Below are 24,951 nucleotides of genomic sequence, written 5' to 3' on the forward strand. Positions count from 1 at the left end.
ATCGGCCGCTCCTTCCAACTCAGGAGCCACCTTCAGAATCGATTTCTGCCCAATTCGCAATGCCTTACAGAGAACGCTCACATGCGATTCCCCTGCCCTAGAGGGGGAGGTCGCTTCGCATGCAGCGTAGCGAAATGCGAAGCGGGGTGGGGTGATCTCTCGGCACGGGCACTGTTCGTGGGGAGAGATCACCCCACCCGCTCGCGCTGCGCGCGGTCGACCCTCCCCCTCCAGGGGAGGGTAAGAAAAACTAGCCGCCGGCTTCGCCGAAACGAACGTCCTCGAGCAATGACGACGAGATGCTCGGGACCTGGTCGCCTTCGCTGGCGCGGGAGATGGCGACGCGGGTCTTGTTGAAGACGCTTTCGGCGCTGCTACCTTGCGCATTGAGGTTGTTGAGAAGCTCGCTGACGAGCACGCTGTGCTCGCCCTTGCCGTCGTCGACGACCTTGCCGGGCGAGGCCGAGGAGAGGATCAAGGCGTTGTCGGCCGCGCTGATCGGCGCGAGGCCGTGGCTGTAGGAACGGAAGCGGCGCTCGTAAGGGTTACGGCGAGAGGCGTCGACGACGACGAGCTTGGCCTTGGCGCCCTGCTCCTTCATCATCTCGAGCACGCCGTCGATGGAGACGCCATGGCGACGGACGTCGCTTTCCTTCCAGATCACGGCATCGATCGGCAGCATGTAGCTCTCGCGGCCGGCCTGCACGCCGTAGCCGCCGAAGAACAGCATGACGACGCTGTCGCGATTGATCCGGGACTTCAGGCGGTTGACGGCGCGGACCATGTCGTCCTTGGTTGCGTCTTCCACCATGTCGACGTCAAAGCCGTTCTTGCGCAGGGACGACGAGAGCGCGCGGGCGTCGTTGATCGACTGCGTCAGCGGCGCGTTGGCGTCAGGATAATGTCCATTGCCGATGACCAGCGCCAGATGCGTGGCCTGGCCGATCGAGCCCGTGATCTGGTCGGTCGAGACGGCTTTGGCGGCATCGATCGCCCGCATGTTGAGAGCAGCATGGGCGCCGATCACGAGCGACACCGTGCCGATGAGGGCGGCGGCAACGGCAATCGTGCGTCTGGAGAGGTCGAGCTGCCTTACATTCATCTCGGTTCGTTCCTGTGCCAAAGACCAGCCAAGCGCGCGCACACTGTTTGAGTAGCGCGATAGCGTCTTTAGGTTTGAGGGATCGGCCGGGGATGTGCCCCCGAATTGCGCGCAATTTGCGGCGCCGCACCAAACAAACCTTTAACCGCATATAGGCTCCCGGGCAATAGATTGCTCAAAATTCGAGCTAAGTCGCTGAAGATGTTAGTAATCCTCCGACCTGGATTTATCCATTTTTTGCTCCCCGTAGCCTTCCGGGGCGGCATCAGGCAGCCTTCGTCCCGGCTTTTTCTGTGACTCCCATCACATTTGTATTTCCTGCGAATCCGGGTAGCTTTTTCAACGACTTGCAGGGGGTGGCGCGCGGCTGGGAGCGTGCCGGCCGGCCCCCGGCCCATGCCCCGCGACCAGGTATTTCATGAGCTTTCAATATTTTGCCGGCGCCGCCTGCCGGGCGCTGACGGCGCGGAAGGACGGCCCCTCGCTTTACGAGGTGTGCGATCCCGTGCTGGCGGCTCAGGCCAGCGGCGATCCGCATCTGGCCAAATTCTACAAGACTGCGCTCGGCAATCCCGCGCTACGGATGCTGCTGCGACGGGCCGGACTGCCCGAGCTGCGCGACGAAGCGAGGCTGACGGCGCTGCGCCAAGCGCTCGCCCATGCCCGCGACGAGGCCGAGCCCGACTGGGCGGCCGTCGGCCAGCCCGTGGCCGATCTCGTCGACAGCATCGCGCTCGACCATCCCAGGCCGCCGCCGGCCATGTTCGTCGGCAAGGCGCCGCAACAATCGCAGATCGACGGCGTGATCCGCGACTGCGCACAGCACCTGCTCGGCTCGTACCGCAAGAACGGTTTCCTGCCGACCTACGCCGCCTTCAACCTGATCGGTGATCCCGATTGTCGCGGACGCGAGCTGATCATGGCGCTCACGGGCCTCAACGCGCGCGGCTACAAGAACTCCTCGCTGCTGTTCAACCTCGCCCGCGTCTTCATCGCGCGTTCGCCGGCGCGCGCCGTGGTCCATCCGCCCTGGCGAGGGGTTGCCGAGCCGATGTGGGAGCCGGTGCAGATCCGCCACCGCTCGGCCTATTACGATGCGTTCTTCATCGAGGCGCTGCTGAGCTATGTCGAGACCGGACTGGCCTCACCCGCCGACAAGGTCGCGGCAGAGCGCGCGATCGCCAATATGGTGGATTTCTGCATCAATATCAGCCGCGAGGAGGTCGAGGGCATCGACGGCGCGCGGTTCAATGTCATCACGGCGCTCGCGCCGGCACCGCATCCGCGCTTCTCCCGCTTCTTCGCCCAGATCAAGCAGGATCTCGGCTTCGGAATCTACGTGCCGGATTGCGACACCACGGCCTGCTCGATCTCGGCAGCGACGCAGGCCGGCTGCACCGATCCGATCATCGACCAGCCGCTCTTGGATTTCTACGCCGGCTACCAGGTCCGCGCCGGCGTCAACGCGCCGCGCGTGACGGTGCCGCTGAACGACCATATCGACTACGAGGGTGGCGTTGCGACCTGGATCGACAATCTCGCGGGCGAGCGTCCTTACGGCAACGATCTCGATCCGACGCTCAATCTCGACGTTCTCGAGGTCAGCTTCCGCAACCTGGCGCGCTGGAAGATTCTTGAGACGCCATCGCGGCTCGCCACCGTGCATCGCATCATCGGTTTTCAGAAGCGATTGGCGGCCAGCGGCGCTTTCGCCAATCCGCGCTCGCACGTTTATTATCTGCCGGAGCTCTACAGTGCCTATTTCGGCCGTTGTTACGCAGCGTTCCTGGCGCTGCCACTGGCGGCGCAGGCCGCGATCGATCCTCACGGCGATTTCGATTTCATCCGCCACCGCGTGCTGTCCTACGTCAAAGGCGAGTTGATGGCCGCCGAGATGAACGCGTTCGACGCCGCACTGGCGCTGATCGCGCTCGGCCATCTCGGCGCCGACCCGCGCGCCTTCGCGCCGGCGCTGAACGTGATCGTCGCGGGCCTCGGCGAAGGCGGACGCCGTGGCCCGTTCCGTGCCTATGAATGGAACAAGATGAAGACACCGACGCGAATTCTGGTCGGCGGGCCGGAGGTGACGTCGGCCTTCGTGCTGATGGGGCTGGCGGTGGCCCGGCGAGCGATGGTGGGGCGGGGGTGAGCTGGTCTCGTGCCCCGGACGCAGCGCAGCGCTTCTTCAGCGGTGCGCTGCAGAGCCGGGGCCCATGTCACCAAGAATTATGTCCGTGATTTTCTGGGTCCCGGCTCTGCGCAGCAGCGTTTCACGCTGCAGCGCGTCCGGGACACGAGAGTGGTGAGCCGCCACAATGACGGGAAGTTGAAAGCCCATCTGTTAGGCAGGCGCTGGCCGAGTGGCCCAAAGCTGACCACAATCGCGGGGTCTATCGAGATTTTCATCACACGCGGACCGGCATGTTGCGAAAAGTCCTGATTGCGCTGTTCTTGCTCGGCTTATCCTTGCCCTCGCTGGCGCAGGCCGCCGACATCACCGGCATGGCAAAAGTGCGCGCCGGCGATACGGTGGTGATCGGCAACACGCGGGTGCGGCTCGGCGGCATCGACGCCCCCGCGCTCGACCAGCTCTGCCTCAACACCAAGACCGAGCGCTGGACCTGCGGCGTCGCCGCACGTGACGAGCTCGCCAAACATACCGAGGGCAAGAGCTGGGTGTGCCACACCCGCGCCATCGACCGGCGCGGCCGCACCGTGGCGCGCTGCGAGGTCGGCGGCGAGGACATCCAGAAATGGCTGGTGCGCAGCGGCTGGGCGCTGGCCTACACCCGCATGTCCCATGATTACGACGCGGACGAAGCCGCTGCACGGGAGGCCAAGGCCGGGATGTGGCAGGGCGCCTTCATCGCGCCCTGGGACTGGCGCGTCCGCAACAAGAAGACGGCCATCCTGGGCGCCACCAAGCCGCCCGACGGCGCCCATGCGGTGCTGCTCGCCTCGGCCTCGGGACCGGTCGCGCCTTCGCCTGATTGCACCATCAAGGGCAACGTCAACAGCGCCGGCGAATGCATCTACCACCAGCCGAGCAGCCGCTGGTACACCCAGATCAGGATGAAGATCAGCAAGGGCACCCGCTGGTTCTGCTCGGTGGAAGAGGCGGAAGCCGCGGGCTGCCGCGAGACCAGGAGATAAGCGCTACAGCCCTGCGTTTAACGTGCTTTTCTATGGGCGCGCCGCCGCGTAAAAGTGTGATTCAGCGACCCACCAGCTTGTCCTCCAAAAACAAGGACCAACAGCAATGACCGTTCGCGCGGGCCGGGAATTTCTGGCCATCCCCGGGCCCACCACGATGCCCGACGAGGTGCTGCAGGCGATGCACCGTCCGGCGATCGACATCTACTCCAAACAGATGACCGACCTGACCGAGGGCCTGCTCAGTGACATCTCGAAGCTGTTTTCGACCGAGGGCAAGTCCTACATCTACATCGCCAACGGCCACGGCGCCTGGGAAGCGGCGCTCAGCAACGTGCTGTCGCGCGGCGACAAGGTGCTGGTGCTGGAGAGCGGGCGTTTTGCGATCGGCTGGGGCAATGCGGCGGCGCTGATGGGCGCCGAGGTCGAGGTGCTCAAGGGCGACTGGCGCCGCGCGGTGCGGCCGCACGAGGTCGAGGAGCGCCTGCGCCGCGACAAGGAGCACACCATCAAGGCGGTCGTCGTCGTCCAGGTCGACACGGCCTCTGGCGTGCAGAACGACATCGAGGCGATCGGCAAGGCGATCAAGGCCAGCGGGCATCCCGCGCTGTACATGGTCGACACTGTCGCCTCGCTCGGCTGCATGCCGTTCGAGATGGACAAATGGGGCATCGACGTCGCCATGTCCGGCTCGCAGAAGGGTCTGATGACGCCGCCGGGCCTTGGCTTCGTCGCCGCTAATTCGCGTGCGCGCGAGGTGCACAAAACAGCCAACATGGCGACGCCCTATTGGAGCTGGAGCGAGCGCGAGGGCACCGAGCACTATCGCAAATATGCCGGCACCGCGCCGGTGCATCTGCTGTTCGCGCTGCGCCAGGCGATCGATCTCCTGCACGAGGAAGGACTGGAGAACGCGTTCCGCCGCCACAGCCTGCTCGGCGAAGCCGCGCGCCGCGCGGTCAACGTATGGTCGGAAGGCCAGGTGCTCGGCTTCAACGTGGCGGAAGCCAGCGAGCGCTCCAACACCGTGACCACGGTGACCATGAGCAACGGCCATGATCCGGCCGTGCTGCAACGCTATTGCAAGGAGAAGTGCGGCGTCGTGCTCGGCACCGGCATCGGCGATCTCTCGGGGCAAGCCTTCCGCATCGCCCATATGGGCCATGTGAATGCGCCGATGCTGCTCGGCACGTTGGGTGTGATCGAGATCGGGCTCAATGCGCTGAAGATCCCGCACGGCAAGGGCGGGCTGGAAGCGGCCGTCGCGTATCTCGGCGAGGAAGTGGCGGTGTAGGCGCGCTTTGTCCTTCTCCCCTTGTGGGAGAAGGTGCCGCGCGTAGCGCCGGATGAGGGGTTGTCTCCGCGAGCAGTACCGGCAGACGGACTCGAGGGTAAAAACCCCTTACCCGTCTCGCCGCGACGCGGCGTGAGCCATCCTCGCCCACAAGGGGAGAGGGGAAGATCAGCGCTTGACGCGATACGCCTCGACCTGCGCTTTCAGCTCATCCAGCGATGCAGTCGGCTTGCTGGGATCAACCACGTACTCCCCACTCGCCAGCCACTTCAGCACCTTCGCATCAATCACCGGCGAATGGTGGATGACGTCGCTGTAATTGCGGAGATCGTGCGTCACCTCCTTGATCGCGCGGAAATCGTGCAGGCGCACGTTGGGAAGCTGCGTCAGGACTTGCGCATTGCGTGCGGTGAGATCGGTGACGATCTTCAGCGTCTCGGGGGATGCATCGCGCATCGCGACGAATTGCAGGATCGAATAGGGCGGGAAGTAGATGTCGAAGGTCACGTCCGGATGGCGCGTGATCAGGCCGACCGCATCGCACTCGAAATGCCGCACCATGGCATCGTAACCATAGCCTTCACCGAGGAAACGGCTGCGCGCGGGAGCGGTGATGTAGGCGAAGGCGGCAAGCGTCCGCTGCGCATTGTAGCCGCTCGCGACGTCAAAATCCCGCGGCAGCGCGTAGATGTCATCGACGTCGGACAGCGCAAACCTAAGGGGGAGATAGGGCGCCGCCCGGGTCAGCGGCTCTCGCAATGGCGGGACCGATCGCAGCAATGCGAACCCGGATTCCTTCACCATCGCAGCGCTGAAAAGATAAGACCCGATCCCCCTGGCCGTCCTGCGATAGAGATCGACGGACAGATAGGGATCGGCCTCGATGTCGGCGGCATCGATAAAGATGAAGTCGTCCATCGCCCAGATCACCCGCTTTGCGCCGCGCTCGATGGCCTGTTCCAGCACAAAAGCCTGCTGGCGCGAATTGGAGCCGGTCATCGCCAGCTTGAGCGAACGGACGCCGAGCGCACGATCGATCTCGCTCTGGCGGAAATGGATCGCGAGTGAGGTGCCCATGAAGGCGGTGTCGAACGACTGGCTGCGGATCAGCCCGGCATTCTGCACGCGCGTGTCCTCGGAATAGAAGGCTGCGACGAGGTACGAAGGGCGGAACAGTTGCAGGGGATCGACGACGTAGTTGAGTGCCGCCGCGCCCAGAACGCACGCAATGCTCGCGAGCAGAAGACGCCTTAGGTGTGTGAACGGCGTGCGCATCAGAACCGGAAATAGATGAATTCGCTGTGGCTCTGGATACCCAGAATGCCGAACGCGAGCACCAGCGATGCCCCATAGAGCACCAGCGGCCGCATCCGCCCTGCCCGCAAGTGCTCGCCGACCCTGCGGCTGGCGTGATCGTATCCCATGATGCCTTGCGTGTTCGGCGCCAGCCACACCAGTGCGGCGTAAATCGTGACCTGCACCAGCGCTGCGATCTCCTCGCGGCCGAAGACGATGTTCGAGAGATCAGCCATCGCGTGGAGCACCCGCAACGCCCAGGCAACGCTCTCGGCGCGGAAGAACACCCAGGCGACGACGACGGCGAGGAAGGTCAGCACTGCGCCAGCGATGCGGACCGGCCTCGCAAGAAGCGATGGAACGTCCGGCACCAGCGCGTTGAAGGCATGATTGATGCAGAGATAGGCGCCGTGCAGCGCACCCCACACCACGAACGTCCAGGCCGCGCCGTGCCAGAGCCCACCGAGCAGCATCGTGAGCATCAGATTGACGTAGCGCAGCATACGGCCCCTGCGATTGCCGCCAAGCGGGATGTAGAGATAGTCGCGCAAGAACTGCGACAGCGTCATGTGCCAGCGCCGCCAGAACTCGACGATGCTGACGGCCTTGTAGGGCGAGTTGAAGTTCACCGGCAGGAAGATGCCGAACATCAGCGAAATCCCGATCGCCATGTCGGAATAGCCGGAGAAGTCGAAATAAAGCTGGAGCGTGTAGGCGAGCGCACCACACCAGGCCTGGTCAAAGCTCGGCGAGCGCGTCTCGAAGGCGAGCGCAACCAGTGGCTGGATGCCGTCGGCAAGACACGTCTTCTTGAACAGGCCGATGGCGAAGATGATGACCCCGCACAGGATCAGATGCGCATCCGGAAGCTTGCTCTCCTTCCGTTCGAATTGCGGGATCATGTCCTTGTGATGGAGAATCGGTCCTGCGATCAGATGCGGGAAATAGGTCACGAACAGCGCGTAGTGCGGCAGCGCATAGGCCGCGACCTGCCCGCGATAAGCGTCCACCAGGAACGCAATCTGGGTGAACGTGTAGAAGGAGATGCCGACCGGCAGCAGGATGTGGACCGCGAAATGCGTGCCGACCAGAGCATTGATGTTCTCGGTGACGAAGCCGGCATATTTGAAGATGCCGAGCACGAGGAGATCGCCGATGACACCAAGAGCGAGCGCCGCCTTTCGGTGCGGCGACGTGAGCTTCGCCACGATGAGGAGATGGCCGACGCCATAGTTGAAGGCGATCGAGATCAGCAACAGGGCCAGGAATTGCCAGCTGCCGATGGCGTAAAAAGCGAGCGAGGCCGCCGCCAGCCAGATCACCGGCGCCAGATTGCTGCGCCGCCCGAGCCAGAAGTAGCCAGCCAACACGGGCGGCAGGAACAGCAGGATGAACGGATAGGAATTGAACAGCATCAGGCTGCACCGGCGGCGGGGATATGGGCCGTAAAGCATACCAGGGCGAGGTCAACAACCCGGTGAGCTGGCACGGTCCTTGCCGCTAGCTGCGCTAGCAATTCGCGGTCCCGTCGCCATATGATGCGCGACCTGCCGCCGCCCATGGCCGTCATTGCCGGGCTTGACCCGGCAATCCATCACTCCGAACTTCGTTCTTGATGGATGCGTGGGTCAAGCCCGCGCATGACGATCTGGGTTCCGACGAGACATGAACGAGGATCGAGTGACACAGGCCAAAACACCTTCCCAGCCGCCCGTCGCCCCGCGCCGGCCGCATTCCTTCACGCGGCACGGCATCACCGTGACCGACGACTATGCCTGGCTGAAGGACGAGAAGTGGCAGGAGGTTTTGCGCGATCCCAGCGTGCTCGATCCCGACATCCGCAAATATCTGGATGAGGAGAACGTCTACACCGAGAGCCTGCTTGGCCACACCGCCACTCTCCAGAAGACGCTGGTGCGCGAGATGCGGGGGCGGATCAAGGAGGACGATTCCAGCGTGCCCTCGCCCGACGGTCCCTTCGCCTATTTCCGCCGGTTTCGCGAGGGCGGGCAGCACGAGCTGTTCGGCCGCATGCCGCGCGACGGCGGCGAAGGTCAGATCGTGCTCGACGGCGACGCACTCGCCAAGGACCACAAATACTTCAAATTCGGCGGCAGCCGGCACTCGCACGACCACAAGCTCCAGGCCTGGAGCGCCGACACCAAGGGCTCCGAATATTTTTCGATCCGCGTGCGTGATTGGGCTACGGCTAAGGACCTTGACGATATCGTCGAGGAGACCGACGGCGGCATCGTCTGGAGCAAAGATTGCAAGAGCTTCTTCTATGTGAAGCTCGACGACAATCATCGGCCGATGCAGGTGTGGCGGCACAGGCTCGGCACCAAGCAGGCCGACGACACACTCGTCTATGAGGAGCAGGATGCCGGCTGGTTCACCCACCTGCACGAGAGCACCAGCGGCCGCTTCTGCGTGATCGCCGGCGGCGACCACGAGACCTCCGAGCAACGGCTGATCGACCTCGCAAATCCCGAGGCGCCGCCGCGCCTGGTCGCAGCGCGCGAAGAGAGCGTGCAATATTCGCTGGCCGATCGCGGCGACGAGCTCTTCATTCTCACCAATGCCGACGACGCCATCGACTTCAAGATCGTCACGGCGCCGCTCGGCGCGCCCGAGCGCAAGACCTGGCGCGACCTGATCCCGTATCGTCCCGGCATCTACATCATCGACCTCGATCTCTATGCCGGACATCTGGTACGGCTCGAGCGCGCCAATGCGCTGCCGGCGATCGTGATCCGCGATCTCGCCTCGAACGAGGAGCACGCCATCGCCTTCGACGAAGCCGCCTATTCGCTGGACACGATGGGCTCCTACGAATTCGAGACGACAAATCTGCGTTTCGCCTATTCGTCGATGACGACGCCGTCGGAGGTCTATGATTACGACATGGTCAAGCGCACCCGCACCTTGCGCAAGCGTCAGGAGATTCCGTCCGGCCATGATGCCGCCGACTACGTCACTACGCGCATCATGGCGAAGGCGCATGACGGCGCCGAGGTGCCGGTGTCGATCCTGCATCGTCGTGGGTTCACGCTGGACGGCTCGGCGCCGCTGCTGCTCTATGGTTACGGCTCCTACGGCATGGCGATGCCGGCCTCTTTCAGCGCCAACCGGCTGTCGCTGGTCGACCGCGGCTTCGTCTATGCCATCGCCCATATCCGCGGCGGCGCCGACAAGGGCTGGGGCTGGTATCTCGACGGCAAGCGCGAGAAGAAGACGAATTCGTTCGACGATTTTGCCGCCAGCGCCCGGGCGCTGATTGATGCGAAATACACCAGCGCCAAACGCATTATCGGCCATGGTGGCTCGGCTGGCGGCATGCTGATGGGCGCGGTTGCCAATCGCGCCGGCGAACTGTTCGCCGGCATCGTTGCCGAAGTGCCGTTCGTCGACGTGCTCAACACCATGCTCGACGACACGCTGCCGCTGACGCCGCCGGAATGGCCGGAATGGGGCAACCCGATCGAAAGCGAGAAGGATTTTCGCACCATCCTGTCCTACTCGCCTTATGACAATATCGCGGCGAAGGACTATCCGGCGATCCTGGCGATGGGCGGATTGACCGATCCGCGCGTCACTTATTGGGAGCCTGCGAAATGGATCGCGCGCCTGCGCGCGACCATGACCGGCGGCGGCCCGGTGTTGCTGCGTACCAACATGGGGGCCGGCCATGGCGGCGCCTCGGGCCGCTTCGACCGGCTCGATGAAGTCGCGATCGTCTACGCATTCGCACTGTGGGCGGCGGGGATGGCGGAAGCGTGATCTTCTGCCTCTCCCCCTTTCCGGCAACCATATGGCGTTTAGCGCGACCTGAGCGCGCGCCTCGTCCTTCGAGGCGCCCGCTTCGCGGTCTCCTCAGGATGAGGCTAGGCAGCGTTGGTACTCGTTGAACTGCCGCCGCACACTCGCTTCCTCATCCTGAGGGCCCGCCAACGGCGGGCGTCTCGAAGGATGGCCACAGACGAAATCGCTCCTATGTGCCATTGCCAGCGCAACGGGAACAAGCGAAGAAATTAGCGCCCGTTCTTCGTCCGCCACTCCGCGAAATCAGTCAGCGTCTGCGGGTCGGTCGCGGGGTAAAGACCAAAAATACTGCGGCCTTTGCCGACTTCCTCAGTGACGAAGTCCTCGAATGCCGTCATCTCAAACGTCTCGTTGGCGATCTCGTCGGCGAGATGCGCGGGGATGACGATGACACCGTCGGAATCGCCGAGAATGACGTCGCCGGGGAACACCGGCGCATCGCCGCAGCCGATCGGCACGTTGATCTCGATTGCCTGATGCAGTGTCAGATTGGTCGGCGCCGAGGGGCGGTGATGAAACGCGGGGAAGCCGAGTTTCGCGATCTCGGCGGAATCGCGAAAGCCGCCATCGGTGACGACACCGGCGACGCCGCGCTTCATCAAGCGAGTCACCAGGATCGCTCCTGCCGAAGCCGCGCGCGCGTCCTTGCGGCTGTCCATCACCAGCACCGCCCCGGGCGGACAATCCTCGACCGCCTTGCGTTGCGGATGGGAGCGGTCCTTGAAGACGTCGATGGTGTTGAGATCCTCGCGCGCCGGCATGTAGCGCAGCGTGAAGGCCTCGCCAACCATGGTCGGCTGGTCGGGACTGAGGGGATGCACATCCTGGATCATCTGGATGCGCAGGCCGCGTTTGAACAGCGCGGTGGCGACCGTGGCGGTGGAGACGGATTTGAGCTTATTGCGGGTGGCTTCGGAAAGTTTGGTCATGGCGTGCTTTCTCTCGTTCGTCATTCCGGGGCGCGAAGCGAGCCCGGAATCTCGAGGTTCCGGGTTCGATGCTTCGCATCGCCCTGGAACGACGGTGAAACTAGAAAATCGAAGGCTCGCCGACCGGCGCGCCGAAATCTGTCTCGAGGAAGTCGAAGTCGCAGCCGTCATTGGCCTGCTTGATGTGTTTTGTGAACATCCAGCCATAGCCGCGCTCGAAGCGGGGCTCGGGCTGTTTCCAGGCGGCGCGGCGCTTTTCCAGCTCGGCTTCGGAGACATCGAGATTGATGGTGCGCGCGGCAACGTCGAGCGTGATGCGATCGCCGTTCCGGACCAGCGCCAGCGGGCCGCCGATATAGGACTCAGGCGAAACGTGCAGGATGCAGGCGCCATAGCTGGTGCCGCTCATGCGTGCATCCGAGATGCGCACCATGTCGCGCACGCCCTGCTTCACGAGTTTTGTCGGGATCGGCAGCATGCCCCATTCCGGCATGCCCGGTCCGCCCTGCGGCCCGGCATTGCGCAAGATCAGGATGTGATCCTCGGTGACGTCGAGATTGGGATCGTCGACCGCCTTCTTCATCGCGGGATAATCGTCAAACACCAGCGCAGGTCCGGTGTGCTTGAGGAAGCGCGGCGCGCAGGCGGAGGGCTTGATGACGCAGCCGTCGGGCGCGAGATTGCCCTTGAGCACGGCGAGCGCGCCTTCCTTGTAGATGGGATTGTCGACCGAGCGGATCACATCGGCATTGTGGACCTCGGCGCCCTCGATGTTCTCGCCCAGCGTCTTGCCGGTGACCGTAACGCAGTCGAGATGCAGATGCGGCTTGATCTGGCCCATCAGCGCCGGCAGGCCGCCGGCATAGAAGAAATCCTCCATCAGGTACGTATCGCCGCTCGGCCGCACGTTAGCGATCACAGGTACCTTGCGGCTCGCGATCTCGAAATCGTCAAGGCTGATGTCTTGGCCGGCGCGGCGGGCCTGAGCGATCAGATGGATGATGGCATTGGTCGAGCACCCCATCGCCATCGCGACCGCAAGCGCGTTCTCGAACGCCTGGCGTGTCTGGATCGTCTTCGGCGTCAGATCCTCCCACACCATCTCGACGATGCGGCGGCCGCATTCGGAGGCCATGCGGATGTGGTTGGCATCGGCGGCCGGAATCGAGGACGCGCCGGGCAGCGTCATGCCGATCGCTTCCGCGATCGCCGTCATGGTCGAGGCCGTGCCCATGGTCATGCATGTGCCGTAGCTGCGGGCAATGCCGGCCTCGATGTCGAGCCAGTCCTTGTCGGAGATTTTTCCGGCGCGGCGCTCGTCCCAATATTTCCAGCCGTCTGAGCCCGAGCCGAGCGTCTTGCCCTTCCAATTTCCGCGCAGCATGGGACCGGCCGGCAGATAGATCGCCGGGATGTTCATCGAGGTTGCCCCTAGCAGCAGCGCCGGCGTCGTCTTGTCGCAGCCGCCCATCAGCACCACGCCGTCGACGGGATGGCTGCGCAGCAATTCCTCGGCGTCCATCGCCAGCAGATTGCGGTAGAGCATGGTGGTGGGCTTGAGCAGCGATTCCGACAGCGACAGTGCCGGCAGCTCCAGCGGCAGGCCGCCGGCCATCAGGATGCCGCGCTTGACGTCGTCGACGCGCGACTTGAAGTGCATGTGGCAGGGCTGCGCATCCGACCAGGTATTGAGGATCGCGATGATCGGCCGGTCCTTCCACTCTTCCGGCGCGTAGCCCATCTGCATGGTGCGAGAGCGGTGGCCGAACGAGCGGAGATCGTCGGGCGCGAACCAGCGCGCGCTGCGGAGCTGGTCGGGCGTTTTCTTGTTGTTCTTGGTCATGATTGGGTGCCCCATTTCTGGACGGTGTTCCGCTCGATGGCGCGGAAGATCAGGTTCTCGACAAAGAGCCCGATGATGATCACGGTCAAGAGGCCTGCGAAGACGGCAGGAATGTCGAGCAGATTGCGGTTCTCGAAGATGAACCAGCCGAGGCCGCCCTGGCCCGAGGACACGCCGAACACCAGCTCGGCCGCGATCAGCGTGCGCCAGGCAAACGCCCAGCCGATCTTGAGGCCGGTGAGGATCGAGCCGAAGGCCGCGGGTATGAGGATCTTGGCGACGTAAGGCAGACCGCGCAGGCCGTAATTGCGGCCGACCATGCGCAGCGTGTTGGACACGCTCTTGAAGCCGGAATGGGTGTTGAGCGCGACCGGCCACAGCACCGAATGGATCAGCACGAAGACGAGACTGCCGTTGCCGAGGCCGAACCAGATCAGCGCCAGTGGCAGCAGCGCGATTGCCGGCAACGGGTTGAACATCGCCGTCACGGTCTCGAGGAAGTCGGTGCCGATGCGGGTGGAGATGGCGAGCACGGTGAAGATCGCCGCCAGCACGATGCCGGCCGAGTAGCCCATGAACAGCACCTTCAGCGAGGTCCAGGCCCGCATCGGAATGGTGCCGTCCTTGACGCGCTCGAACAGCGTGACGAAGGCGTCGTGCAACGTCGGAAACAGCAGGGGATTGTCGAGGGTGACGCCGTAGGCCTCCCAGACCGCCGCGAGGAACAGGATAATAACGGTCTTGCGGACGAAACCGTCGTTCCACAGCAGCTCAGGCACGCTGAGCTTGCGCTCGACGTCGCCGGCGCCGGTAGATGCGGCAGCCGAAGCGTCGCGCAGCAGGATTCTCGCTTCACCCATCAGAGACTCCCTCAATGCGCCACGGCTTCGGAGGCGAACAGGAGATCGTGGATCTCCTTCTCGAGCCGGCCGGCGCTGCCGTCGCCATTGGAGACCTTGTCGACATCGACCACCTCGGCCTTGACGCGGCCGGGATGCGGCGACAGCAAGAGGATGCGGTTACCGATGCGGATCGCCTCCGCGATCGAGTGGGTCACGAACAGCACGGTGAACTTGGTTTCGCTCCAGAGCTGGAGCAGCTCGTCTTGGCAGGTCCGGCGCGTCAGCGCGTCGAGCGCGGCGAACGGCTCGTCCATCAGCAGGATGTCCGGCTCCATCGCCATGCCGCGCGCGATCGCGACGCGCTGTTTCATGCCGCCGGAGAGCGTGTGCGGATAGGCATCGACAACGCGGGTGAGGCCGACCTTTTCGATATAGGCTTGCGCTTTCGCCTCGGCGTCCTTGCGCGACAGCTTTCTCGCAGTGAGCAGCGGGAACATCACATTGGCGAGCACGGTCTTCCAGGGCAGGAGCTGGTCGAACTCCTGGAAGATCATCATGCGGTCGGCGCCGGGACCAACGATCTCGCGGCCGTTGATGGTCATGCGGCCTTCGCCCGGAATCATGTAGCCGCCGACGGCCTTGAGCAGGGTCGACTTGCCGCAGCCGGAGGGACCGAGCAACACGAAGCGATCGGACCGATCGACGGTGAAGCTCACTTTTTCCGTGGCGGTGACGACGGCACTGGAGGTCTTGTAGCGCAGCGTCACGCCGCTGACGTCGAGCAGTGCCATCAGTTGCCCTTCAGATCGTGGGCGACGGGAAGATAGTAATCCGTCCAGGCCTTGGGCTGATTCTTCAGCGTTCCGGTCTTGTAGAGATGGGCGGCGAATTTCATCGTGCCCTGCGGCTCGAGATTCCACTCCATCATGCCGGGCTCCTTCAGGAGATCGAGCAGCTCTTCCACCGATGTCTTGTCGCCGGTGATCTCCTTGTAGATCTCGACCGCCTGCTTGGTATCGCTGCGGATCAGATCCTGCGCTTCCTTGGTGGCGTCGCGCACGGCCTGGATGATTTTTGGATTGGCGTCGGCAAACTTCGTCGTGGTGAAGAATTGGGCCTGGCTGAGCGGGCCGCCCATCACGTCGGGCGACGACAGCACCACATGCGTACCCGGCACGTTCTTCAGCTCCAGGAAGGTGAAGGGCGGGATCGAGAAGTGGTTGTGCACCTCATGCTTGGGGTTGGACAGCGCCGCATAGGCGTCGGGGTGACCGAGCTGCACGGTGCTGGCATCCAACTTCGACCATTGGTCGGCACCAAAAGCCTCGGCGGCCGCGATCTGAAGCACGATCGCCTGGGTCGAAACCTTCACGGTCGGCACCGCGATCTTGTCGCCCGGGCCGAAATCCTTGATCGACTTAATGTTGGCGTCGCGGCTGATCAGCGTCATCGGCTGCGCGGAGGTGGCGACGATGCCCTTCACGCCGCTGCGGGTGCGATCCCACAGCAGCAGCAGATTGCCGGTGCCGGTGTTGAGGATGTCGACGCCGCCGGCGAGCAGCGCGTCGGTCTGCGCCCCGCCGCCGGAGAAGGTGATCCATTTGGTGGTGACACCGGATACGCCGAGGGAAGCCGCGTGCTTCTCGATCAGCTTCAGCTTCTCCATGATGTGGCTCGGCATGTAGAAGATGCCGGGCTGACGCGACAGCGCGATTTCGGACTTCTGCTGAGCCTTGGCCGGCGAGCCCGCCAGGGTGATCGCGGCGATCAGGGCGATGGCTGCAAACCCACTCTGCAATTGCTTCATCATTGTTGTTCGTTTCCTCCGGCCGCCATTGACGTGCGATGCCATTGCCATTGATGCACTAATGCATTAGTGCATCAATGGCAAGCCCGCCGGAGCCGTCGCCATGGAATCAACCCATCCCGCACCCCGTGCCGCCGCCCGCTCCGGCGCGCGGCTCGACCGGGCCCGGCAGGCCGCGCCGCAGGTGTTCGAGCGGCTGCGCAACGCGATTCTCGCGCTCGAGCTGCCGCCAGGCGCGCCGCTGTCGCGCACCGATCTCGCAGCGCAATTCGGCGTCAGCTCGACGCCGATCCGCGACGCCCTAATGCGGCTGGAGGAAGAAGGGCTCGTCGACGTGTTTCCGCAGCACGCGACCGTGGTCAGCCGGGTCGATGTCGGTCGCGCCGAGCAGGCGCATTTCCTGCGCCAGGCGCTGGAGCTCGAAATCGTCCGTCTGCTCGCGGAAAGGCATGACGCGGCTCTCGTCATCCGCCTCGACCACGCGATCGCGCTGCAGCAGCAATTCGCCAAGGCCGGCGACTTCGAGAGCTTCATTGCCGGCGACAATGATTTTCACGCGCAGCTCTATGCGGCCGCCGGCAAGCAGGAGCTCTGGACGCTGGTGCGCAGCCGCAGCGGACATATCGATCGACTGCGACGGCTGCATTTGCCCTCGCCTGGCAAGGCCCAGAACATCGTCCGTCACCACAGACTGATCACGCGCGCGATCGAGGCTGGAGACGCCGAGGCCGCGCAACAGCATTTGCGCATGCATCTGTCGGGCACGCTGAGCGAGCTGGACAAGATTCGAAGCCGCTATCCCGAGTATCTGACCGACTAGGAGTCCCGGGCCCCTTATGCACGAGAGCATGCATATAGTTGGCGGGATCGGTTGGCCTCGAACGGAATGGTGTCGCTCGCGAAGCGCTTGCAGGCTGGGCAGAATCCGCGCAACAATTTCGTGTTTGATGATTTGATTTGGGCCGCTGGGAATGTTCCATCCGGTCCGGAGGATTTCAGACGTGGCCAACATCCTGATCGTGGATGACGACGCGGCCGTGCAGATCACGATCCGGCTGCTCCTGGAGAGGGCCGGTCATCACGTCACCGTCGCCGGCGATGGCCGCAAGGGACTAGCGCTGTTCGAGGCTAGCCGGTTCGACCTGTTGTTTCTCGACATTTTCATGCCCGGCATGGACGGGCTGGAAACGATGCGCCACATCCGGGTGCTGGCACCGGCCATCCCGATCATCGTCATTTCCGGCCGTTCGGCCGCGCCGGACGCCTATGCGGAGCCGGATTTCCTGAAGATGGCAACCAAGCTCGGCGCAGAGGCAAGCCTGCAAAAGCCGTTCCGACCAGGCGCGCTGCTCGCGGCGGTCGATGGTTGCCTAGGCACGGCACAGGCGGCATCGCTGGGGAATCCGGATGTCAGCACCGGCCAGCGATGACAAGGAGCTTCATTCCGTTACAGGCCGGAACAGGCGCGGCCATTCGGGAAGCGGTGTGAATATCCCCATGACGCTCGCAACGCGGCTTGCCATCGCGATGATCCTGCTGGTGGCGGTGACCGTGGCCGCAGTCGGATGGTTGGGCTATCGCAACACCACCCAAGCCGTCATTCCGCGGGTGCTGGAACGCGTCGAAGCCCAGTCACGGCTGCTGGCAACCAATCTCGAATCCTACGTTGCCGGCGCGCGCGGCGACCTGCTCGGCTACCGCTCGGCCGCAGCCATCAACGGCCTGATCCGCGCTCGCATTGGTGGAGGCATCGACCCATCCGACGGAGTTTCGGAACAAACCTGGCGCGAGCGCATCGCCGCGCGGCTCGCCGCCGAGATCGACGCCAAGCCCAGCTACGGCCAGTTTCGCATCATCGGTCTGGACGACGACCAGCGCGAGCTGGTCCGCGTCGATCGCTCCGGCCCGAATGGAAAGGCGCGGATCGTCCCCAGCGACGAATTGGAGCGCAAGGGCGAACGAACCTACTTCCAGGAGACGATTCGACTGGCGGCGGGTGAAATCTATGTTTCCCCGATCAATCTCGCCACGCGCCAGGGGGGAACCACCGCCTCCCACGTTCCGACGTTGCGCGTCGCCACACCCCTGTTCACGTCGGACGGCAGGCCGTTCGGCATCATCATTGCCAATATCGACATGCGTCCGGCCCTCGAGCGCGTCCGAGCGACGGCTGCCTCAGGAGGAGAGATCTACGTCGTGAATTCGCGCGGCGACTATCTCGTCCATCCCGATCGCACGCGGGAATTCGGCGCATTGCATGATCGTCCCAACGACTGGCGCAAGGATTTTCCATATTTTGCAGCCTTGGCCGGGACGCTGGAAGGATCCACGCGGCTCATGACCGACGGATCGGGCCGCCCGAGCGGGGCTGCCATCGCGCCGGCGCTGCTCGTGGGCAAGGAATGGGTTGCGATCATCGAGACGATTCCCCCGCCGGTGTTCGGCCTCGTGCCGGCAGCCATTCAAAGAACGTCCTTGCTCGTCGGCGGGCTTGCCGTGCTCGCTGCAGCTTTACTCGCGGTGCTCCTGGCGCGCTCGCTGACGCGCCCGATCGGGCGCCTGACCGCGGCCGTGGAAGCCATCGGCGACGGGCGTCCCGCGGACATACCGGTCGATGCCAGCGGCGAGACCGGCGTGCTGGCACGGGCCTTTGCCCAGATGGTTGAGGAGACCCGGGCGAAAACGGCCGCGCTCCAACGCGAGATCGAGGAGCATCGCCGCACCGAGGCAGCCCGAAGCCATCATGCGGCGCGCGAGCGCTTGTTCAGCGCCGCAGTGGAATCATCCGACGATGCGATCGTGATGCAGACGCTCGATGCGATCATCACGGGCTGGAATCCGGCTGCCGAACGCCTCTACGGCTATTCGGCGGACGAGGCGATCGGGAAATCCACCGCGATCATCGTACCTGCCGATCGCCGCGAGCAGGGCAAGCTCTATTTGCAGCGGATCGCCCGGGGCGAACCAATAGAACGGTTCGAGACGGTGCGCTTGCGCAAGGACGGCACTCCGGTCGAGATCTCGCTCAGCCTCTCGCCGATCAGGGGACCGTCGGGCGAGATCGTCGGTGCCTCCGGATCTGCGCGCAGCCTCACCGAGGCGCGGCGGGCCGAACGGGCGCTGCAGCAGCAGCTCGAGGAGCGGCGGCAGATCTTCGAGACGTCGCAGGACCTGATCATGGTGATGGACGCGCACGGCCACATCGCGCAGATCAGCCCGAGCAGCGAGGCCATTCTCGGCTACCCGCCGGAGGAGATGATCGGCCGCAACGGCGCCGACTTCGTTCATCCCGACCATCTGGAGCAGTCTCGCCAGAACATGCGCGTGATGCGGCGCGGTGAGCGGCCGAAGCTCGCTGATACGCGCTGCTTCCACAAGAACGGACACGAGGTCTGGCTGTCCTGGCTCGGCAACTGGTCCGAGCAGGCGCAGCGCTTCTTCTTCGTCGGACGCGACATGACGGAGGCGCGGCTCGCGCAGGAATCGCTGCGCGAGAGCGAACGTCTCGCCCGCAACATCGTCGAGACCTCGCTCGATGCGTTCGTGCAGACCGACGAGACCGGCAGCATCCTGAACTGGAATTCGCAAGCCGAACGGCTGTTCGGCTGGCGCCGCGACGAGGTGCTCGGCAAGAACACGATCGATCTGATCGTCGCCGAAAGCGAACGCGAAAGGGTCTGGACCGGCCTGAAGCACTTCCTGGAAAACGAGGGCGACAGGACGTTGAATCGGCGCCGCGAGCTAATGTGCCGCCGCCGCGACGGCAAGGAGTTCAGGGCCGAGCTCAGCGTCACCGCGCTGAAGCGCCGCGAGGGCCTGCTGTTCAACGTCTTCTACCGCGACCTCACCGACAAGATCGCCGCCGAGGAGCGCATCCGTCATGCCGAGAAGATGGAGGCCGTAGGCCAGCTTACCGGCGGCGTGGCGCACGACTTCAACAACATCCTCACCGTCATCACCGGAACCATCGAGATCCTGGCGGAGGCGGTCGAGAAGGAGCCGCAACTCGCGGCCATCACCAAGATGATCGACGAGGCGGCCGCGCGCGGCGCCGATCTGACCCAGCACCTGCTCGCCTTCGCGCGCAAGCAGCCGCTCCAGCCGCGCGAGGTCGACATCAACTCGCTGATCGTGGACACCGCGAAACTGCTGCGCCCGACGCTGGGCGAGCAGATCCAGATCGAATCGGCATTCGAGGACGAGAGCTGCGTCGCGATCGTCGATCCCAACCAACTCACCACTGCCATCCTCAACCTCGCGCTCAATGCCCGCGATGCCATGCCAGGCGGCGGCAAGCTGATCCTGGAGACGGGCGCCGCCTATCTCGACGAGGTCTATGCCAGCGCCAACGACGTACCGCCGGGGCACTACGCGCTGATTGCCGTGAGCGACACCGGCACCGGAATCCCTGCGAACTTGCTGCCCAGGGTGTTCGATCCCTTCTTCACCTCGAAGGGCCCGGGCAAGGGCACCGGACTCGGACTCTCAATGGTTTACGGCTTCATCAAGCAGTCCGCTGGGCACATCAAGATCTACAGCGAGGAAGGCCACGGCACCACGATCAAGATGTACCTGCCGCCGGGCAAGACACCGACGGCGGTCGGCGAGGGTGTGACGGCGGCGCCAATCGAGGGCGGGCACGAGACCATCCTTGTGGTCGAGGACGACCGGCTGGTCCGTGACTACGTATTGGCTCAGCTGCATTCGCTGGGATACGTCACCTTGCAGGCCGCGAACGCGGCCGAGGCGCTCGCGATCGTCGCCGCAGGCAAGCCGTTCGACCTCCTGTTCACCGACGTCATCATGCCCGGCAAGATGAACGGACGTCAGCTCGCCGACGAGCTCCAGAAGACCCGCCCCGATCTCAGGGTAGTCTACACGTCCGGCTATACCGAGAATGCGATCATCCATCATGGCCGGCTGGATGCGGGCGTGCTGCTGCTGGCCAAGCCTTATCGCAAGTCCGATCTGGCGCGGATCATCCGAAAGGCATTGAGCGAGTGAGGCATGTTCGCGTGTCCCGGACAAGTGCGCAACGTAGAACGCTGCGCCGCACAGTCGGAACCCAGAACTTCTTGCGATCAGTTGAAAAGATGGACACCGGCTCGGCAGCGCATCACTGCGTGACGCGCTGGGTCCGGGGCACGAAAGAGAGATCTCGTCCTACGACGCGCGCTGGGCTGCGGTCATCACGATGCGGATCAGGTCGGCGGCATTGCGCGCGCCGAGTTTCTTCATGATGTTGGCGCGGTGGTCCTCGATGGTACGCGGGCTGATGCCGAGCGTACGGCCGGCTTCCTTGTTGGATGCACCGGAGGCGAACTGCTCGAGCACCTCGCGCTCCCTGCGCGTCAACGGCTCGCGTCCGGGGAAATGCAGCGAACCGAATTTCGGCGACGCGTTCTCCGCCTGCCGTCGTGCATAGGCGCCGATCGCCTCGTCGAGTCGGCCGACAATCTCGCTGCCGCGGAATGGCTTCTCGATGAAGTCGAGCGCACCGCTCTTGATCGCGCCCACCGCCATCGCGATGTCGCCCTGCCCGGAGATCATGAAGATCGGCGCCGGATAGTCCTCGCCGTGCAATTCCTTGAGAATGTCGAGGCCCGACTTTCCGGGAATATGCACGTCGAGCAGGATCGCAGCCGGTGTGCGGTTTCGCGCGACGGAGAGCAGCGCTGCGCCGTCCGCAAAACAGATCACCTCATAGCCCGCCGCCTTCAACACCATCGACAAGGTGTCGCGAACGGCAGGGTCGTCGTCGACCACGAAGATTTCACCGCGAGAGCTTTGTTCGGCCATGTGCCACATCCGGTTGGCATGAAGGACTCGCGTCCGCGCCAACCGTTATGGCGTTCGGCGCGGATTCGGCCCACCCGTATTTGTACGGGACACGGACTTAACGCACAAGTAGCGGCATGGCGCCTAATTGCAGGGGACGGAGAATATCCATGCTAAATTTGGCCGATACGCCGCCGTTGGTCGCAACGCCCGAAGTCGAGAGCCGTGAGCTGATTGCGGCTGACCTTCGCTTGCTGATCGCGCAGATCGAGACCAGCATGCGCCGGATCGCCGCAGCCATGGATCAAGAACACGGCGATGATCCGGAAAGTTCCGCGGACGTCTTCATCCTCGACGACGTCACGCCCCCATACGCCACCGCGAGCGCCGCCCTCGGCGCCTGCCGGGCGGGGCTTCGCCACGCCCTGCAATGCCTATCGGAATCCAGCGACGCGTAGCATCGCGATCAGCGCGGCGGCGCAGCAGCCGCATCCGATCGCATGGCAGCTCCGCAGCTAAAGCGCGACGAGATCAGGATCAATCGTCATCGCGCTTTAGGCTGTTGTTTGAGCATGATCTTTTCGGAAAACCGCTTCGCACTTTGCGCTAACGCGGCCCTTCGGGTCCGGATCATGCTTCAGGCGCGGTGCCGTTCCACGATCGCCTCGGTGGCGACACCACCCCAAGTGTGGATTGCGGGCAAGCCCATCGCGGTCTTGCTGAGATTAGCCAGGCTGATGCGCAGGGCCGCGAGATCCAGCGGCTTCGGCAGGCTCTGGAGCTCGATCCCGACGGAACGGGCGAAGCTGCGGGCGGCACTGCGGCGCTTGCCGTCCATACCGCTGATCACGATCACAGCGCCGGCGAATTTCGCCTCTTTCATCTCGCGCAGCACGTCGATTCCGTCGCCATCTTCCAGCACGAGATCGAGCGTCACGCAGTCGAAGCGCGCGGCGCGGAGCTTCTTGATCGCTTCCGCCACCGACGGCGCCACGGTGACTTCGTGGCCGGCCTGCTTGGCGGCGACCGTGATCAGGCTGCGCTGCGTGGCGTCGTCATCGACCACCAGGAGCTGAAGCGCACGCCGCTCGGCGACGTCGGGCAGGTTTGACGGGATCGGAGAGAGAGAGCTTCTGGGCATTGCCGTATCCTGAGATTGAGACCAGCAATGGCTACACGGCTCGCGCTTAGACGACGTAAAGCTGCTTCGGCAAATTGGTTCGGATGTTTCAGCAAATGTAAAGCAACGTGGCGGAAAGCGCGGCGGCAGCCACGCCCTGATCAGGCCGCGGCGTCATGGCCGCCGGCCGCGCCGCGCTTCTTCCGGTTCTTGCCACGCAGGAACTGGATGTCCATCTCGGCGCCGTTGACGCGCACCAGCTCGCAGCGGCGGTAGGCGAGGCCAGTTGACGACAGCAGCAGGAAGAACTCTTTCAAGTTCAGCCCCTGGATCGAGCCTTCCACCGTGAGGATGGCGTCGGTATCGGAGATCGCGTTGAGCTTGCAGTCGCGCCGCCAGGTACCGTCGATCGCCATGATGCAGACGTCATAGCCACGGCTGAACGTCACGCGCTCCGCACCTTTTCCATCCTCGGCCATGCTTAGCGTCCTGCCATCACCGCGAGGCGGGGGGCCGCGCCGGCCAGAGCCGGCTTGGCTGCCGCCGTGCGCGGATCGTTCGGCTTGTAGAGGCCGCGCCGTTCCGCAATCGGCCTGAACGTGTCGGTCAGTCCGACCACGGTCTCGGCTGCACCCAGCACCAGGAAGCCATCGGGCTCGATCTGGCGCGCCAGACGGTTGAAGATGTTGATCTTGGTGTCCTGGTCGAAATAGATCAGCACGTTGCGGCAGAAGATTACGTCGAAGGTGCCGAGCTGGGCAAAATCGTGCAGCAAGTTGAGCTGCCGATGCTGGATCATCGCCCGCAATTCGGGATTGATCTGCCAGGTCTCGCCGGTCTGCTTGAAATATTTGACCAGCATCTGGATCGGCAGGCCACGCTGCACCTCGAACTGGCTGTAGACCCCGGCCTTGGCCTTTTCCAGCACCTCCTGCGACAGATCCGTCGCGATGATCTCGATGCGCCAGCCGGCGAGGGCCGCGCCCATCTCCTTGAGGCACATCGCCAGCGAATAGGGCTCCTGCCCGGTCGAGCCGGCGGCGCACCAGATGCGCACGCTGCGGCGGCCGGCGCGCGCCTTGATGACCTCGGGCATGATCGTGTCGCGGAAATGATCGAACGGCACCTTGTCGCGAAAGAAGAAGGTCTCGTTGGTGGTCATGGCTTGGACCACGTCGGTGATCAGCGGGCGCGAGCCGGCTTGCAGCTTCTGCACAAGCTCGGCGATGCCGGAGAACCCGGCCTTGCGGGCGAGCGGCAGCAGGCGGCTTTCGATCAGATATTGCTTGTCTGCGGATAGGTCGAGACCGGAATTATCCTTTAGGAACTTGCGCAGATACTCATACTCGGTCGGCGTCACTGATGGCCTCTTCGAAACTGTACACGGGACACTCTGGCCAAAACACGCGGGCCAGACATACTCAGACCATGGCTTGCCCGACCGGGATCAAACCAACTTCAGCGAATTTATCGGCGATAATGTCCTTGTCGAAGGGCTTCATGATGTACTCGTTGGCGCCGCCGCTGAGCGCCTGGGCGATATGAGCCACGTTGTTCTCGGTGGTGCAGAACACCACCTTGGGCTGGTCGCCGCCGGGCAGGCGACGCATGTGGCCCATGAACTCGAAGCCGTCCATCACAGGCATGTTCCAGTCGAGCAGCACCGCATCGGGCAGCTTGCGCTGGCAGATTTCGAGCGCCTTCGACCCGTCCTCGGCCTCGGTGACCTCGAACTCGAGACCTTCCAGGATCCGGCGCGCGATCTTGCGCACGACACTGGAATCATCGACCACCAAACACGTCTTCATTTCGGTTCTCCGGCTTCGATGTTTCGGTTGGCTCACGCAGCCATTTGCACTTTGGTTTCGAGCTCGAGGACGCGATCGACGTCGAGGACGACCATGAGCTGGCCGTCGAGGCGGTGGACGCCGCCGGCGAGCTTGGCCATGCGGGGGTCGAGGTTGA

Annotated in this window: 21 protein-coding genes and 1 pseudogene; 8 read left to right on the top strand and 14 right to left on the bottom strand. The window is 64.0% G+C overall.

Annotation, left to right across the window (positions count from 1 at the left end; translation table 11 throughout):
• Positions 1 to 250 precede the first annotated feature (250 nt).
• Positions 251 to 1,102: a caspase family protein gene (locus tag IVA92_RS14680; RefSeq protein ID WP_247279738.1), complete on the bottom strand. Its 852-nt coding sequence runs from the start codon at positions 1,100 to 1,102 to the stop codon at positions 251 to 253.
• Positions 1,103 to 1,520: 418 nt separating this feature from the next.
• On the opposite strand from IVA92_RS14680, the gene IVA92_RS14685 reads away from it, so the two are divergent.
• From IVA92_RS14685 to IVA92_RS14695, 3 genes are all read left to right on the top strand, one after another.
• Positions 1,521 to 3,251, top strand: coding sequence for a hypothetical protein (locus tag IVA92_RS14685; RefSeq protein ID WP_247279739.1), 1,731 nt, complete (start codon positions 1,521 to 1,523; stop codon positions 3,249 to 3,251).
• Between the two features lie 272 nt (positions 3,252 to 3,523).
• Positions 3,524 to 4,255 carry a thermonuclease family protein gene (locus IVA92_RS14690; RefSeq protein ID WP_247279740.1) on the top strand — a complete coding sequence of 244 codons (732 nt, stop codon included), beginning with the start codon at positions 3,524 to 3,526 and terminating at the stop codon, positions 4,253 to 4,255.
• 106 nt (positions 4,256 to 4,361) lie between these two features.
• On the top strand, positions 4,362 to 5,549 hold the full coding sequence (locus IVA92_RS14695) for an aminotransferase class V-fold PLP-dependent enzyme (protein WP_247279741.1): 1,188 nt from the start codon (positions 4,362 to 4,364) through the stop codon (positions 5,547 to 5,549).
• Positions 5,550 to 5,717: 168 nt separating this feature from the next.
• On the opposite strand, the gene IVA92_RS14700 is transcribed toward IVA92_RS14695, so the two are convergent.
• Positions 5,718 to 6,824 carry a hypothetical protein gene (locus IVA92_RS14700; RefSeq protein WP_247279742.1) on the bottom strand — a complete coding sequence of 369 codons (1,107 nt, stop codon included), beginning with the start codon at positions 6,822 to 6,824 and terminating at the stop codon, positions 5,718 to 5,720.
• On the bottom strand, positions 6,824 to 8,260 hold the full coding sequence (locus IVA92_RS14705; protein ID WP_247279743.1) for an MBOAT family O-acyltransferase: 1,437 nt from the start codon (positions 8,258 to 8,260) through the stop codon (positions 6,824 to 6,826). The genes IVA92_RS14700 and IVA92_RS14705 overlap by 1 nt, the downstream gene beginning before the upstream one ends.
• A 265-nt stretch (positions 8,261 to 8,525) precedes the next feature.
• Between IVA92_RS14705 and IVA92_RS14710 the strand changes: the two genes are divergently transcribed.
• Complete coding sequence (locus IVA92_RS14710) at positions 8,526 to 10,625, top strand: S9 family peptidase (protein ID WP_247279744.1); 2,100 nt, start codon at positions 8,526 to 8,528, stop codon at positions 10,623 to 10,625.
• Between the two features lie 251 nt (positions 10,626 to 10,876).
• On the opposite strand, the gene IVA92_RS14715 is transcribed toward IVA92_RS14710, so the two are convergent.
• The 5 genes from IVA92_RS14715 to IVA92_RS14735 all read right to left on the bottom strand — a co-directional run bounded on the left by IVA92_RS14715 (position 10,877) and on the right by IVA92_RS14735 (position 16,091).
• A complete protein-coding gene (locus IVA92_RS14715; RefSeq protein WP_247279745.1) occupies positions 10,877 to 11,596 on the bottom strand; it encodes a ribonuclease activity regulator RraA in 720 nt (239 codons plus the stop codon).
• A 100-nt stretch (positions 11,597 to 11,696) separates the two neighbouring features.
• Positions 11,697 to 13,439 (bottom strand): L-arabinonate dehydratase, encoded by a 1,743-nt coding sequence (gene araD / locus IVA92_RS14720; protein WP_247279746.1) that lies wholly within the window; start codon positions 13,437 to 13,439, stop codon positions 11,697 to 11,699.
• Positions 13,436 to 14,299: an ABC transporter permease gene (locus IVA92_RS14725; protein WP_247279747.1), complete on the bottom strand. Its 864-nt coding sequence runs from the start codon at positions 14,297 to 14,299 to the stop codon at positions 13,436 to 13,438. Before IVA92_RS14725 ends, araD begins: the two co-directional genes overlap by 4 nt.
• Before the next feature lie 11 nt (positions 14,300 to 14,310).
• The gene (locus IVA92_RS14730; protein ID WP_247279748.1) at positions 14,311 to 15,072 is read right to left on the bottom strand and encodes an ABC transporter ATP-binding protein; all 762 of its coding nucleotides are present in this window, start codon (positions 15,070 to 15,072) and stop codon (positions 14,311 to 14,313) included.
• On the bottom strand, positions 15,072 to 16,091 hold the full coding sequence (locus tag IVA92_RS14735; protein WP_247279749.1) for an ABC transporter substrate-binding protein: 1,020 nt from the start codon (positions 16,089 to 16,091) through the stop codon (positions 15,072 to 15,074). Before IVA92_RS14735 ends, IVA92_RS14730 begins: the two co-directional genes overlap by 1 nt.
• Before the next feature lie 100 nt (positions 16,092 to 16,191).
• On the opposite strand from IVA92_RS14735, the gene IVA92_RS14740 reads away from it, so the two are divergent.
• The 3 genes from IVA92_RS14740 (at position 16,192) to IVA92_RS14750 (ending at position 21,092) form a co-directional block, all read left to right on the top strand.
• Positions 16,192 to 16,908: a GntR family transcriptional regulator gene (locus IVA92_RS14740; protein WP_247279750.1), complete on the top strand. Its 717-nt coding sequence runs from the start codon at positions 16,192 to 16,194 to the stop codon at positions 16,906 to 16,908.
• A 181-nt stretch (positions 16,909 to 17,089) separates the two neighbouring features.
• Positions 17,090 to 17,518 carry a response regulator gene (locus IVA92_RS14745; RefSeq protein ID WP_247279751.1) on the top strand — a complete coding sequence of 143 codons (429 nt, stop codon included), beginning with the start codon at positions 17,090 to 17,092 and terminating at the stop codon, positions 17,516 to 17,518.
• On the top strand, positions 17,496 to 21,092 hold the full coding sequence (locus IVA92_RS14750) for a PAS domain S-box protein (RefSeq protein WP_247279752.1): 3,597 nt from the start codon (positions 17,496 to 17,498) through the stop codon (positions 21,090 to 21,092). Before IVA92_RS14745 ends, IVA92_RS14750 begins: the two co-directional genes overlap by 23 nt.
• Before the next feature lie 159 nt (positions 21,093 to 21,251).
• Here IVA92_RS14750 and IVA92_RS14755 read toward each other — a convergent pair whose 3' ends face one another.
• Positions 21,252 to 21,887: a response regulator gene (locus IVA92_RS14755; RefSeq protein ID WP_091897867.1), complete on the bottom strand. Its 636-nt coding sequence runs from the start codon at positions 21,885 to 21,887 to the stop codon at positions 21,252 to 21,254.
• 149 nt (positions 21,888 to 22,036) lie between these two features.
• On the opposite strand from IVA92_RS14755, the gene IVA92_RS14760 reads away from it, so the two are divergent.
• The gene (locus tag IVA92_RS14760; RefSeq protein WP_247279753.1) at positions 22,037 to 22,324 is read left to right on the top strand and encodes a hypothetical protein; all 288 of its coding nucleotides are present in this window, start codon (positions 22,037 to 22,039) and stop codon (positions 22,322 to 22,324) included.
• Positions 22,325 to 22,503: 179 nt separating this feature from the next.
• Here the strand turns inward: IVA92_RS14760 and IVA92_RS14765 are convergent, their stop codons facing one another.
• The 5 genes and pseudogenes from IVA92_RS14765 to IVA92_RS14785 form a co-directional block, all read right to left on the bottom strand.
• On the bottom strand, positions 22,504 to 23,007 hold the full coding sequence (locus tag IVA92_RS14765) for a response regulator (protein ID WP_247279754.1): 504 nt from the start codon (positions 23,005 to 23,007) through the stop codon (positions 22,504 to 22,506).
• 140 nt (positions 23,008 to 23,147) lie between these two features.
• Positions 23,148 to 23,465, bottom strand: coding sequence for a hypothetical protein (locus IVA92_RS14770; RefSeq protein WP_011083221.1), 318 nt, complete (start codon positions 23,463 to 23,465; stop codon positions 23,148 to 23,150).
• 2 nt (positions 23,466 to 23,467) lie between these two features.
• Positions 23,468 to 24,346 carry a protein-glutamate O-methyltransferase CheR gene (locus IVA92_RS14775; RefSeq protein ID WP_247279755.1) on the bottom strand — a complete coding sequence of 293 codons (879 nt, stop codon included), beginning with the start codon at positions 24,344 to 24,346 and terminating at the stop codon, positions 23,468 to 23,470.
• 61 nt (positions 24,347 to 24,407) lie between these two features.
• Entirely contained in the window at positions 24,408 to 24,794 is a 387-nt protein-coding gene (locus IVA92_RS14780; RefSeq protein WP_027577509.1) for a response regulator, read from the bottom strand.
• Positions 24,795 to 24,826: 32 nt separating this feature from the next.
• A pseudogene (locus IVA92_RS14785) lies at positions 24,827 to 24,951 on the bottom strand (chemotaxis protein CheW); the annotation flags it as partial.

Origin of the sequence: Bradyrhizobium sp. 154 (assembly GCF_023073875.1) — a bacterium.
GTDB lineage: Bacteria > Pseudomonadota > Alphaproteobacteria > Rhizobiales > Xanthobacteraceae > Bradyrhizobium.